The following is a 12,214-nucleotide window of genomic DNA, read 5'->3' as shown; positions in this document are numbered from 1 at the left end:
GGCGTGGCGCGTCAGATATGCAGGGCGCGCCCGTCCACGGCCAGCGCCGCCTCCTTCACCGCCTCGTTCAGCGAGGGGTGGGCGTGGCAGGTGCGAGCGACATCCTCGGCCGAGGCGCCGAACTCGATCGCCATCACCAGCTCGGCGATCAGCGTGCCGGCATCCGGGCCGATGATGTGCGCGCCCAGGACCCGGTCCGTCTCCTTGTCGGCCAGGATCTTCACGAAGCCGTCCGTGGAGCCCATGGCGCGGGCGCGGCCGTTGGCGGTGAAGGGGAACTTGCCGACCTTGTAGGCCTGCCCGCGCTCCTTCAGCTGCTCCTCCGTCTCGCCGACCGAGGCGACCTCCGGCCAAGTGTAGACCACGCCCGGGATGGCGCCGTAGTTCACGTGGCCATGCTGCCCGGCCAGGATCTCGGCCACCGCGACGCCCTCCTCCTCGGCCTTGTGGGCCAGCATCGGGCCGGCGATCACGTCGCCGATGGCGTAGATGCCGGGGACGTTGGTGGCGTAGTGGCCGTCCACCTTGACCCGGCCGCGCTCGTCCAGCGCCACGCCCGCCGCGTCCAGCCCCAGCCCCTCGACATAGGGGCGGCGGCCGATGGCCAGCAGGACGATGTCCGCCTTCAGCTCCTCGGCCGCGCCGCCGGCGGCGGGCTCGACCGTCAGGGTCACGCCCTCGGCGGACTTGGTCGCGCCGGTGACCTTGGACTTCAGCCGGAACTTGATCCCCTGCTTGGACAGCACGCGCTCGGACTGCTTGGCGATCTCGCCATCCATGCCGGGGACGAGGCGGTCGAGGAACTCGATCACCGTCACCTCCGCGCCCAGGCGGCGCCAGACGGAGCCCAGCTCCAGCCCGATCACACCGCCGCCGATGACGACCAGATGGCCCGGAACCTTCTCCAGCTCCAGCGCGCCGGTGGAGGTGACGATCTGCGCCTCGTCCACCTCGACGCCGCGCAGCGGGGTGCTGTCGGAGCCGGAGGCGATGACGATGGCCTTCGTCTCGTAGGTCGTGCCCTCGACCTCGACCTTGCCGGCCGAGACGATCTTCCCGGCGCCCTTCAACCAGGTGACCTTGTTCTTCTTGAACAGGAACTCGACGCCCTTGACGTTGGCGCCCACCACCTCGCCCTTGCGGGCCTGCATGCGGGCCAGGTCCAGGGTGAGCTGGCCGACGCCGATGCCGTGCTCGGCGAAGTGGTGCGCCGCCTCCTCGTAATTCTCGGAGGATTGCAGCAGCGCCTTGGAGGGGATGCAGCCGATGTTCAGGCAGGTGCCGCCCAGCGTGTCGCGCTTCTCCACGCAGGCCACCTTCATGCCGAGCTGCGCGGCGCGGATGGCGCAGACATAGCCGCCGGGGCCGGCGCCGATGACGATGAGGTCGAAGCTCTCGGACATGATGCGGATATGGTCCTGTGCCGTACGGGAAAGCCCGCCCGGGTTAGCAGGGCAGCCCTGCGGATTGAAGTCCGCAAGCGAGCGCCATGGCGGGCGCCAGCCCCCGTTAGGGGCCCCGCCTCCCCCGCGAACCCCTTCGCCAGGGCCACGGACTGGCCCCGAACCCCGCCGGATATCGGACCTTCCAGGGCGAGCCAGCCCGTAAGGCCATGCCGGGGGGGGGTGCCCGAAAGCAGTATACGAACGGCGGGACGCCCTGGTCCGTGCCGGCACGGGCCGCGCGCGTGGCCCGGGGGCAAGGCTCTGCCTCGCCCCCGTACCCCCACTCCGCCAGGACCCTGCGGGCCCTGGACCCAAAGGGCGCTGCCGCGGGACAGCCTGCGACGGGGTCAAGGCGCCGAGGAGCCATGCTCCTCGGCGGGTACGGTGTCCGTTCTCGCTGACGCGCTCTGAACCTTTTTCGGAGTCCCGCCTGTCCGCGCGCCGTCAGGGTTCAGCCCGCAGGCTGACGGCAGCCACGAAGCACCAGACTCCCAGCGGGAACCGGGGCCCGCTTGTGGCCCCGGCAGGGGAGGGTCTGGGAGGGGACGGCGTCCCCTCCCGGTCCGACGCCCGACCACGACAGCGCCACGGGTCAGGCCATTCCGCCATCGGCATTATCAGGACGACACGAGCCGCCGGGGAGTCAGCCCCGAGCCCGTGTGGACCCTCGGTCCCGGCGGAGAGCGGGAATCGGGGGGGCCGAGACGCCGCCCCGACGCCCGGCGGCGCCTTCCCCCGGGTGGACAGCGGCGCTACCCCACCGCCGCTTCCAGCGCCGCGACGCCCGGCAGGGTCTTGCCCTCCAGCCATTCCAGGAAGGCGCCGCCGGCAGTGGAGACATAGGTCATGCGGTCGAGGACGCCCGCGTGGCGCAGGGCGGAGACGGTGTCGCCGCCGCCGCCGATGGACTTCAGCCCGGCGGAGGTGCCGAGCGAGGCGACGGTCTGCGCCACGGCGACGGTGGCGGTGTCGAAGGGCGGGGTCTCGAAGGCGCCGAGCGGGCCGTTCCAGACCAGGGTGGAGGCCTTGCGCAGCTCCGCCTCGATCGCCTCCACCGTCTCCGGCCCCACGTCGAGCGCCATCATGTCGGCGGGCACGCTGTCGATGGCGACGGTGCGGGTGGCGGGGTTGGGCTTGAACTCGGACGCCACGACGAGATCGACCGGGAGCAGCACCTTGCAGTTGGCGGCCTTCGCCTCCTCCAGCATCCGCAGGGCGGTCTCGTGCATCTCCGCCTCCTGGAGGGACTTGCCGACGGAATAGCCCTGGGCAGCGAGGAAGGTGTTGGCCATGGCGCCGCCGATCACCAGCACGTCCACCTTCCTCGACAGGTTGCCGATCAGGTCGAGCTTGGTGGAGACCTTGGCGCCGCCGACGATGGCGACGACGGGGCGCGAGGGGGTGCCGAGCGCCGCGTCCAGCGCCTCCAGCTCCTGCTGCATCAGCCGGCCGGCATAGGCGGGGAGGAGCCTGGCCACGCCCTCGGTCGAGGCATGGGCGCGGTGCGCGGCGGAGAAGGCGTCGTTCACGTAAACGTCGGCGAGCTTCGCCAGGCCCTGGGCGAGCGCGGGGTCGTTCTTCTCCTCGCCCGCGTGGAAGCGGGTGTTCTCCAGCAGCAGGATGTCGCCGTCGGCGAGCTTCGCGACCGCGGCCTCGGCCACCGGGCCGACGCAGTCGTCCGCGAAGGCAACCGGCTTGTTCAGCGCCTTCTCCAGCGCGGCGGCCAGCGGCTTGAGCGACATCTCCGGCACGACCTTGCCCTTGGGCCGGTCGAAGTGGGAGCAGATGATGACCTTCGCGCCCTTGTCGGACAGCTCCTTGATCGTGGGGCAGAGGCGCTCGATGCGGGTGAAGTCGCTGATCTGCCCGTCGCGCACCGGCACGTTCAGGTCGGCGCGCAGCAGCACGCGCTGGCCCTGGGCATCAAGGTCGTCGAGGGTGCGGAAAGCCGGCATGGGAAGGTCCTGAAAACGGGGGAGGGGCTTCGAACGGCGGACGGAGTCCCTGGTACCATCGGGGCATGGGCAGGGCCAGTTAAGCCCGGATCTAGGCGGCTTTAGCCCAATGACCAAGTTGCCGGCACAAGCCGACGCCTGGCAATTCGGGCGTGTGCATGATATGTTCTGTCCCGAATCGGGGGACTCATGGGCGAAATTAAGTCGCTCGAACACTTAAACCTTGTTGCTGCCTTCTTGGTCCCCGGCCTCGTGGCTTTATGGATACGGGCACAGTTTCTCCACGGTCGAGTGGTCGTGTCGAAAGATACGATGCTGACGTTCGTGGCGCTTTCGCTCGTCTGGTACGGAATCTCCGCCCCTTTCATGACCTGGGTCGGAGACCTCGGATCATCGCCCTACATCCGCAGTGGTGCTTGGTTCTTTTGGACGGTACTGGGTCCCGCACTCTTCGGCGCCCTGCTTGGACTGAATGCGAGCAAGGGCTGGACTCGATCCATCCTCAGGTTGCTCCGGATTCGTGTCGTTCACCCGCAGCCCACGGCCTGGGATTGGAAGTTCCAGGACATGACAAAGGCCGAATGGGTCATCCTTGTCCTGAAGGATGGCACACAGTTCGGCGGGTGGTGCGGCGAGGGAAGCTTTGTCTCGTCTGATCCGAGAGAACGCGATCTCTACGTGCCGCACGCCTATCGCATCGCCGACAGCGGCGCTTGGGAGTCTCTCGGCGGCGGCCTGCTCATCGCCGCTGGCGAGATTCGCAGCATCGAGTTCATGCCAGAACAGAAAGGATGCCACCATGGCTGAAGATAGGCCCACGCGTCGCTCCATTATTAGTCACCGTGGCTATCAACCCGGAGTGCAACCACTCCAGAAGGGCTTCACACCGGGATCGGGCGCAATTGTGGACCGGCCTGGCATCCAAGGTGGCTACCAGCCCACGAAGGGTGTTGGTACACCGGCTGGACCGACTCCCAACCGCGGGACTGGTGGCACACCATCAAAGAAATAGTTCGCTATTTCTCGCAGTACTTGGTCAACGTTCCCATCCGTGCTGGCGTTGTTCCGGCCGCGCCGCAGCGTCACTTGCCCCCAGGGTAGACCTTGAGCAGAGCCCTTTAACCAAGCGCCGCGCGGACACGATGCAGGTACCTTGCAGCGTGTCCATCGTGTTCCGGTCGCCGTATGGGCGTAGATGGCGACCATGCTTTGCTAACCCTCCCGCCCCAGACTCTCGATTCCGCTTTCGCCTCGATCCCGGCCTATCCGCCCGCAGGCTTCGGCCTGCCATGGCGTTCGAGCATCGCCCGCCCGATATCGGCGGAGGTCGGCCACACGCCTGACGGCGCGCCGGGGTTGCGTTCATAGCGGTCGAGCGCGGTCACGTCCGGCTGCACGGGCTTGCCGCCATCCAGGAACACGAAGCCGACGGCGTCGCTCGGCAGCGTCCCGACGAAGGCTTCCGCCTCCTCGATCATGCCGCGGATGCGGCGATGCAGCCCCTGCACGTCGATCGGCTGTTCGGTCGCCAGCGCCCGGAACTCCTCCGCCGTGAACCGGCTGTGCCGGGTGATCTCGGCCAGCATCTCCTCCGGCGTGGTGCCGGGAAACTTCCCGACCGCCGCCGCGACCACGGCTCCCAGCGGCAGGATGGTCTCATGAATGGTGACGAGATCGACGATGTCGCGTGGCACGCGCCGGTCCGCCGCCGCCGATGCCTTGTTGGCGGCAAGGTCGACCGGGTGCAGCACGTAGCCGAACAGCTCGTCCGGCTGCGTCGGGAAGAAACGGAAGGCGGAATCCGTCACCCATTCGAGCTGCATCCGCTCGCCCGCCTTCTCGATCGTCGCCTCGCGCCTGCCGGTACGCTGCCCTGGCGGCCAGGTGAGCGCGTATCCGGCGGCGGCGAGCGCAGCCTCGTCCGCCTTGACCGCGCTTTCCTGCCGCTCGACGGAATCGTGAAAGATGTCGATGTCGCCCGAAAAGCGCGGGCCTTGCCGGTTGATGGCGACTCCGCCCGCGACGTAGCTGTCGGGGCTGCGCTGCGCCGCCAGGAGCCGCAGCACCGCCGACTGGAACCTACTGATGGGCACGGCAGAGTGCCTCGATCCGCTCGGCCAGTCGACGCCCGTCCATGCGTCCATGCGTCCGCAACGCCTGGGTGATGGCCAGGGCGTCCGCCGGGGTCGGATGCCTGACCGGGCGCATGTGCCACAGCGCGCGTGACCCATATTCCTCGAAGGCGCGACGGTAGAGGCTGGCGAAGTCCTCCGCCTGTGCTGGCTCTGGGCTCATGGCGGCTCCAGGATAGCATGGGCGACGTGATGGCCGGCTACCGTCTCCGCGAACGGGGCACCCCCGGGGTGGAGTTTCCTTGCTTGCGTCCACGCCTCATGTCATAGGACTATAATCAAAGAACCCTGCTGGCCCCGCGTCGCACGATCCGCAGCGCCTCCGCCAGCACGTCCCGCGTGATGCCGTGCTTCCCGTACAGCGCCTCGGCCTCCGCCAGCGTGGCGGACACCGCCGGCCGCAGCATCAGCGTCCCGTTCTCCAGCCAGCATTCCAGGTGCCGTGGGTTGCCCAGCGCCTCGCGCACCCCGCGCCGCAGCGTCACCTGCCCCTGGGGCGAGAGCTTGAGCAGAACCCTGTTGCCGTCCACGGGCTGCATCCTTCATCCGAACCGGCCAATAAAGGACTAAATTCCTAAAACAGTAAAGCCTAAAACGCCCGCGGCGCCGGGAAGGACCCCGGAGAGGTCCCCCCGGCGCCGCGCAACGGCTCAGAGCTTGCCGAGATAGGCGGCGGTGTCGCTCATCCGGTTCGAGAAGCCCCACTCGTTGTCGTACCAGGACATCACCCGGACCAGCCCGCCATCGACCACCTGGGTCTGCGTCGCGTCGAAGGTGGAGGAGTGCGGGTCGTGGTTGAAGTCCACCGAGACCAGCGGCGCGGTGTTGTAGCCCAGGATGCCCTTCAGCTCGCCCTCGGCCGCCGCCTTCAGCGCGGCGTTGACGGCTTCCTTGGTCAGCCCCTCGGTCTTGGCAGGCACGAAGTCCAGGCTGACGAGCGACACGTTTGGCGTCGGGATGCGGATGGCGGTGCCGTCCAGCTTGCCCTTCAGCTCCGGCAGCACGAGGCCCACGGCCTTCGCCGCGCCGGTCGAGGTCGGGATGGCGGACACCGCCGCCGCGCGGGCGCGGTGCAGGTCCTTGTGCAGCGTGTCCACGGTGTTCTGGTCGCCGGTATAGGCATGGATGGTGACCATGTAGCCGCGCAGGATGCCGAAGGTCTCGTGCAGCACCTTGGCGATCGGCGCCAGGCAGTTGGTGGTGCAGGAGGCGTTGGAGACGATCTTGTCCTCCGCCGTCAGCGTCTTGTGGTTCACGCCGTAGACGATGGTCTTGTCAGCGCCGTCGCCGGGGGCAGAGATCAGCACGCGCTTGGCCCCCGTGCCGAGCAGCACCTGCGCCTTGTCGCGCGCGGTGAAGATGCCCGTGCACTCGGCGGCGATGTCCACGCCGTCCCACTTCAGCTTGGTCGGGTCGCGCTCGGCCGTCACCTTGATCGGGCCCCAGGTCTTGCCGTGGGCCTTGATGGTGATGCTGTCGCCCTCGACGATCACCTCGCCCGGGAAGCGGCCGTGGACGCTGTCGTAGCGGAACAGGTGGGCGTTCGCCTCGACGGAGCCGAGGTCGTTGATGGCGACGAACTCGACGTCGTCGCGCGCGCTCTCGCAGGCGGCGCGCAGGACCAGGCGGCCGATGCGGCCGAACCCGTTGATCGCGACCTTGACGGCCATGGCGTCGATTCCTTCTGCTTGACGATTCAGGAGAGGCGCTTGCGCACGGCGGCGGCGATGGCCTCGGCCGTGATGCCGAAATGCGGGTAGAGCACCTCGACCGGGGCGGAGGCGCCGAAGCCGGTCATGCCGATGAACAGCCGGTTGTCGCCCAGCCAGCGTTCCCAGCCGAACTCCAGCGCCGCCTCGACGCCGACGCGCAGCACGTCGCCCAGCACCGCCTGCTGGTAGGAGACGTCCTGCAACGCGAAGAGTTCCCAGCATGGGAGGGAGACGAGGGCGGTGGGGATGCCCTCGGCCTCCAGCGCCTCGCGCGCGGCGAGGGCGATATGGACCTCCGAGCCGGTGGCGACCAGCGTGGCCTTCCGCTCGCCCGAGGCCTCGGCCAGCACGTAGCCGCCGCGGGAGGAGCGGTTCTCCCCCGCATCGCTCCGCACCGCCGGCAGCGGCTGGCGCGAGAGGGCCAGCACGCTCGGCCCGTCGGCGCGGCGGATCGCCAGCTCCCAGCACTCCGCCGTCTCCAGCGCGTCCGCCGGGCGGAAGACGAAGACGTTGGGGATGGCGCGCAGCGAGGCGAGCGTCTCCACCGGCTGGTGCGTCGGCCCGTCCTCGCCCAGCCCGATGCTGTCATGCGTCAGCACGTGGACCACGCGCTGCTTCATCAGGGCGGAGAGGCGCAGCGCCGGGCGCAGGTAGTCGGCGAAGACCAGGAAGGTGCCGGAATAGGGGATGACGCCGCCATGCAGCGCCATGCCGTTCATCGCGGCGGCCATGCCGTGCTCGCGGATGCCGTAATGGATGAAGCGGCCGGAGAAGTTGTCCGACGTGACGGCGGGGATGCCCTTCACGTTGGTGTTGTTCGACCCCGTCAGGTCGGCGGAGCCGCCCACCATCTCCGGGATCGCCGGCACCAGCACCTCCAGCGCGCGCTGCGAGGCGATGCGGCTGCCGAGCTTGGGCTTCTCCTCCGCGACCTTCGCCTTGTAGGCGGCGAAGGCGTCCTGCCAGCCATCGGGCAGCTTGCCGGCCATGGCGCGCTCGAACTCCGCGCGCTGCGGGTGCTTGGCCAGGCGCTTGAGCCAGGAGCGGCGGGTGCCGCCGCCGCGATGGCCGGCGGCCTCCCACTGCTGCTTGATCTCGGCGGGCACCTCGAAGGGGGCGGCGGTCCAGCCCAGCGCCTCCTTGGCCGCCTTCGCCTCCTCCCCGCCCAGGGGCGAGCCGTGGCTGGCGGCGGTGCCGGCCTTCTTCGGCGCGGCGAAGCCGATGATGGTGCGGCAGGCGATGATGACCGGCCGGCGCGACTTCTGCGCCCAGGCGAGCGCCGCGGCGACCGCCTCCTGGTCGTGCCCGTCCACGCGGCGGGTGGCCCAGCCATAGGCCCGGAAGCGCGCCAGCACGTCCTCGGAGAAGGACAGCGCCGTGTCGCCGTCGATCGAGATGTGGTTGTCGTCCCACAGCACGCAGAGCTTGTTCAGCTTCAGGTGCCCGGCGAGCGAGCAGGCCTCGTGGCTGACGCCCTCCTGCAGGTCGCCGTCCGAGGCGATGACCCAGGTGCGGTGGTCGACCAGCGACCGGCCGAAGCGCGCGGCGGTGAGGCGCTCGGCCAGGGCCATGCCGACGGCGGTGGAGATGCCCTGGCCCAGCGGGCCGGTGGTCATCTCGATCCCCGGATGCTCGCCATACTCCGGATGCCCGGCGGCGGGGGAATGGAGCTGGCGGAAGCGCTCGATGTCCTCGATGCCCATCCCTGCCTGCCCGGTCAGATAGAGCAGCGCGTAGAGCAGCATCGAGCCGTGCCCGGCCGAGAGCACGAAGCGGTCGCGGTCCGCCCAGCGGGGGTCGTCCGCGTCGTATTTCAGGAAGCGGGTCCAGAGCACGGTGGCCACGTCCGCCATGCCCATCGGCATGCCGGGATGGCCGGACTTAGCCTTCTCGACGGCGTCGATGGCCAGCGCGCGGATGGCGTCGGCCATGTGCCGCCCGGGCGTCGCCGGGCGGGCGAGGATCGCCGCCTGGGCCGCGAGGGCGGGGTTGGGCGGCGCGGGCGCCTGCGAGTCGGGTTCGGTTGTCGCCACGGGGTCCTCCGACAGGGGGCCGCTATAGACAGGGCCCGGCGGGCTGCCAACCCGGCCGGGGCCGGTGCAGAGGCTTGTGAAGGCGGCAAAACCGCATGTTACCGCGCCCATGGAAAGGGGTGGGCGGCGCATGCCTCGCATGGCCGCGCGGAGGGGCATCGGGCCGCGTCCCCCGCGCGGCACCCGGCCGGCGGGGATCAGGCGCCGGCCGTTCCCGGCGCCTTCCCCTCCCGCCGCGACAGGCGCAGCACGGCATAGCCGGCGAGGCCCGCCGTCACCGACCCGGCCAGGATTCCCAGCTTCACCTTGTCCAGCAGGGCCGGCGTCTCCTCGAAGGCGAGGGAGCCGATGAACAGGCTCATGGTGAAGCCGATGCCGCAGAGCAGCGAGACGCCCAGCATCTGCCCCCAGCTCGCCGCCGCCGGCAGGTCGGCGACGCCGCTGCGGATCAGCAGAGCCGAGAAGCCCAGCACCCCGACCAGCTTGCCGAGCAGCAGGCCCATCGCCACCCCCAGCGTCAGCGGTTCGGTGACGGTGGCGACGGTGACGCCGGCGAAGGACACGCCGGCATTGGCGAAGCCGAAGACCGGCACCACCAGGAAGGCGACCGGCACCTGGAGCGCGTGCTCCAGCCGGTGCAGCGGCGATTCCGCCGCGCCGGCCTCGGGCGTGCCGGGGGTGCGGCGCAGCGGGATGGCCAGGGCCAGCAGCACGCCGGCCAGCGTCGCATGCACGCCCGAGCGCAGCACGAGCAGCCAGAGCAAGGCGCCCAGCAGCAGGTAGGGCACCAGGGTGCCGACGCCGCGCCGGTTCATCCAGACCAGCGCCGCCAGCACCGCGGCCGCCCCGAGCAGGTCGGGCAGCGACAGGCCCTCCGTGTAGAACAGGGCGATGATGATGACGGCGCCCAGGTCGTCGATGATCGCCAGCGCCGCGAGGAAGACCTTCAGCGAGACGGGCACGCGCGGCCCCAGCAGCGACAGCACCCCGAGGGCGAAGGCGATGTCGGTGGCCGTCGGGATCGCCCAGCCGCGCAGCAGCGCGGGGTCGTGCCGGTTGAGCGCGACGTAGATCAGCCCGGGCACGATCATGCCGCCCAGCGCCGCGATCCCCGGCAGGGCCCGCCCGCTCCAGGTGGCGAGCCGGCCGTCCAGCATCTCGCGCTTGATCTCCAGCCCGACCATCAGGAAGAACAGCACCATCAGGGCGTCGTTCACCCAGTGCTGGAGGCTGAGCGGGCCGAGATAAGCGTGCAGTGCGCCGAAATAGGCGGGCGCCAGCGGCGAGTTGGCGACGAGGATGGCGAGCAGCGCCACCCCCATCAGCACCAGGCCGCCGGAGGCCTCGTTGTCGAGGAAGCGCCGCAGCACGGTAGGGCGGCGGCCAAGGGCCTGGGCATGGTTCATCGCGGGGATCCCTGGGATGGCGAAGGGGTCTCCGTTGGGTCAGCGGCCCGGGCGCACGCAGCACACGCCGGCGGACCGGACCCGGCTACCGGATCGGGCGGCGCGATGCCACCCGATCCGGTTCACACCGGCGTGAGCCCGCAGGGCCGGAGGGACCGGGGCCCTCGCGGCGGCGCCTGGCCCGTCAGAGGCTGCGGTTGGCCCGCGCCACCACCGCCTCGAACAGCACCTGGCAGCCGGCCTCGGCCTCCTCCGGCTGGATGCTCTCCGCCTCGTTGTGGGAGAGGCCGTCCTTGCAGGGGGTGAAGATCATCGCCGTCGGCACGCTGCGCGAGACATAGACCGCATCATGCCCGGCGCCGCTGACGATCTCGCGCGCCGGATAGCCCAGCCGCGCCGCCGCCTGCCGCACCAGGTCCACGCACCCCGCGTCGAAGGGCTGGAACGGGTAGCGGAACAGCTCCGTCAGCTCCAGCTCCAGCCCGCTGCCGACCAGCTCCGCCTGGGCCCAGCCGGGGAAGCGGTCGGCCAGCTCCTCGATCGCCTCCGTCTCCGGGTGGCGGAACTCGACCGAGAAGCGGACCTCGCCGGGGACGACGTTGCGGCTGTTCGGGATCACCTGGAGGAAGCCCACCGTGCCGCGCCCGTCCTCGCCACGGTCACGCATCAGCCGGTCCACCAGCCCGATCACCTTCGCCGCCCCCACCAGCGCGTCCTTGCGCGCGGAGGGGGGCGTGGTGCCGGCATGGGCGTCCTGGCCGACGATCCGCGCATCCCACCAGACCATGGCCTGGCCGCCGGTGACGATGCCGATGGTCTTCCGCTCCGCCTCCAGGATCGGCCCCTGCTCGATATGCAGCTCGAAATAGGCATCGGCCGGATACGCCTTCGCCGGCACCTCGCCCTTGTAGCCGATGGAATCCAGCGCCTCGGAGACGGTCACGCCGTCCACGTCCTTCAGCCCATAAGCCTTCTCCTGGGTGAAGACGCCCGCCCAGACGCCGCTGCCCATCAGCGAATGGCCGAAGCGGCTGCCCTCCTCGTCCGTCCAGTTCACCAGCTCCAGCGGCGCCTCGGTCTCGATGCCGAGCGTATGGAGGGTGCGCATCACCTCCAGCCCGGCGATCACCCCCAGCGCCCCGTCGAACTTCCCGCCCGAGGGCTGGCTGTCCAGGTGGCTGCCGAACATCACCGGCAGGCGCGTCGGGTCGCGCCCCTCGCGCCGGGCGAACATGTTGCCGATGGCGTCCACCCGCACCGTGAGGCCCAGCGACTCGCACTCCGCGCGGAAGCGGTCGCGGCCGGCCTTGTCCACCTCCGTCAGCGTCAGGCGGCGCACGCCGCCCTTGGGGGTCGCGCCGATCTGCGCGAAGCCCATCAGGCTGTCCCAGAGCCGCGCCCCGTCGATCCGCTGGTTGGTGCCGCTCATGCCGCCTGCTGCCTCTCGCGCTTCGCCCCGGCCCGCTGCCGGGGTGCCATCGGGGGCGTTGTCGCGCCACGGCGCGCCGGGGGGAAGCCGCCTCGGCGCGCC

At 70.3% G+C, this 12,214-nt stretch carries 10 protein-coding genes; 1 reads left to right on the top strand and 9 read right to left on the bottom strand.

Translation table 11 applies throughout. The annotated features are described in order from the left end of the window. Window positions 1–11: 11 nt before the first annotated feature. Together lpdA and LPC08_RS01415 are read right to left on the bottom strand one after the other, a co-directional pair. A complete protein-coding gene (gene lpdA / locus LPC08_RS01420) occupies window positions 12–1,403 on the bottom strand; it encodes a dihydrolipoyl dehydrogenase (RefSeq protein ID WP_230450954.1) in 1,392 nt (463 codons plus the stop codon). A gap of 794 nt (window positions 1,404–2,197) precedes the next feature. Beyond that, window positions 2,198–3,400 (bottom strand): phosphoglycerate kinase, encoded by a 1,203-nt coding sequence (locus LPC08_RS01415; RefSeq protein WP_230450953.1) that lies wholly within the window; start codon window positions 3,398–3,400, stop codon window positions 2,198–2,200. Window positions 3,401–3,589: 189 nt separating this feature from the next. Between LPC08_RS01415 and LPC08_RS01410 the strand changes: the two genes are divergently transcribed. After that, window positions 3,590–4,207, top strand: coding sequence for a DUF6338 family protein (locus LPC08_RS01410; RefSeq protein ID WP_230450952.1), 618 nt, complete (start codon window positions 3,590–3,592; stop codon window positions 4,205–4,207). A 455-nt stretch (window positions 4,208–4,662) separates the two neighbouring features. On the opposite strand, the gene LPC08_RS01405 is transcribed toward LPC08_RS01410, so the two are convergent. The 7 genes from LPC08_RS01405 to LPC08_RS01375 all read right to left on the bottom strand — a co-directional run bounded on the left by LPC08_RS01405 (window position 4,663) and on the right by LPC08_RS01375 (window position 12,112). Further along, on the bottom strand, window positions 4,663–5,466 hold the full coding sequence (locus LPC08_RS01405; RefSeq protein WP_230450951.1) for a nucleotidyl transferase AbiEii/AbiGii toxin family protein: 804 nt from the start codon (window positions 5,464–5,466) through the stop codon (window positions 4,663–4,665). Between the two features lie 13 nt (window positions 5,467–5,479). Further along, on the bottom strand, window positions 5,480–5,695 hold the full coding sequence (locus LPC08_RS01400; RefSeq protein ID WP_230450950.1) for a hypothetical protein: 216 nt from the start codon (window positions 5,693–5,695) through the stop codon (window positions 5,480–5,482). A 115-nt stretch (window positions 5,696–5,810) separates the two neighbouring features. Further along, the gene (locus LPC08_RS01395) at window positions 5,811–6,062 is read right to left on the bottom strand and encodes a hypothetical protein (protein WP_230450949.1); all 252 of its coding nucleotides are present in this window, start codon (window positions 6,060–6,062) and stop codon (window positions 5,811–5,813) included. 120 nt (window positions 6,063–6,182) lie between these two features. Beyond that, window positions 6,183–7,202 carry a type I glyceraldehyde-3-phosphate dehydrogenase gene (gap, locus tag LPC08_RS01390; protein WP_230450948.1) on the bottom strand — a complete coding sequence of 340 codons (1,020 nt, stop codon included), beginning with the start codon at window positions 7,200–7,202 and terminating at the stop codon, window positions 6,183–6,185. Window positions 7,203–7,228: 26 nt separating this feature from the next. Continuing rightward, window positions 7,229–9,175, bottom strand: coding sequence for a transketolase (gene tkt, locus LPC08_RS01385; protein ID WP_230452952.1), 1,947 nt, complete (start codon window positions 9,173–9,175; stop codon window positions 7,229–7,231). Between the two features lie 299 nt (window positions 9,176–9,474). Beyond that, window positions 9,475–10,683 carry a Na+/H+ antiporter NhaA gene (nhaA, locus tag LPC08_RS01380; protein WP_230450947.1) on the bottom strand — a complete coding sequence of 403 codons (1,209 nt, stop codon included), beginning with the start codon at window positions 10,681–10,683 and terminating at the stop codon, window positions 9,475–9,477. 184 nt (window positions 10,684–10,867) lie between these two features. After that, window positions 10,868–12,112: a Zn-dependent hydrolase gene (locus LPC08_RS01375; RefSeq protein ID WP_230450946.1), complete on the bottom strand. Its 1,245-nt coding sequence runs from the start codon at window positions 12,110–12,112 to the stop codon at window positions 10,868–10,870. Window positions 12,113–12,214: the final 102 nt, after the last annotated feature.

The sequence above is a fragment of the Roseomonas sp. OT10 genome, assembly GCF_020991085.1.
Taxonomy (GTDB): Bacteria; Pseudomonadota; Alphaproteobacteria; order Acetobacterales; family Acetobacteraceae; genus Roseomonas; species Roseomonas cutis.
The sequence above is the reverse complement of the archived record's forward strand: the minus strand, read 5'-3'. Positions and strand labels throughout refer to the sequence as shown.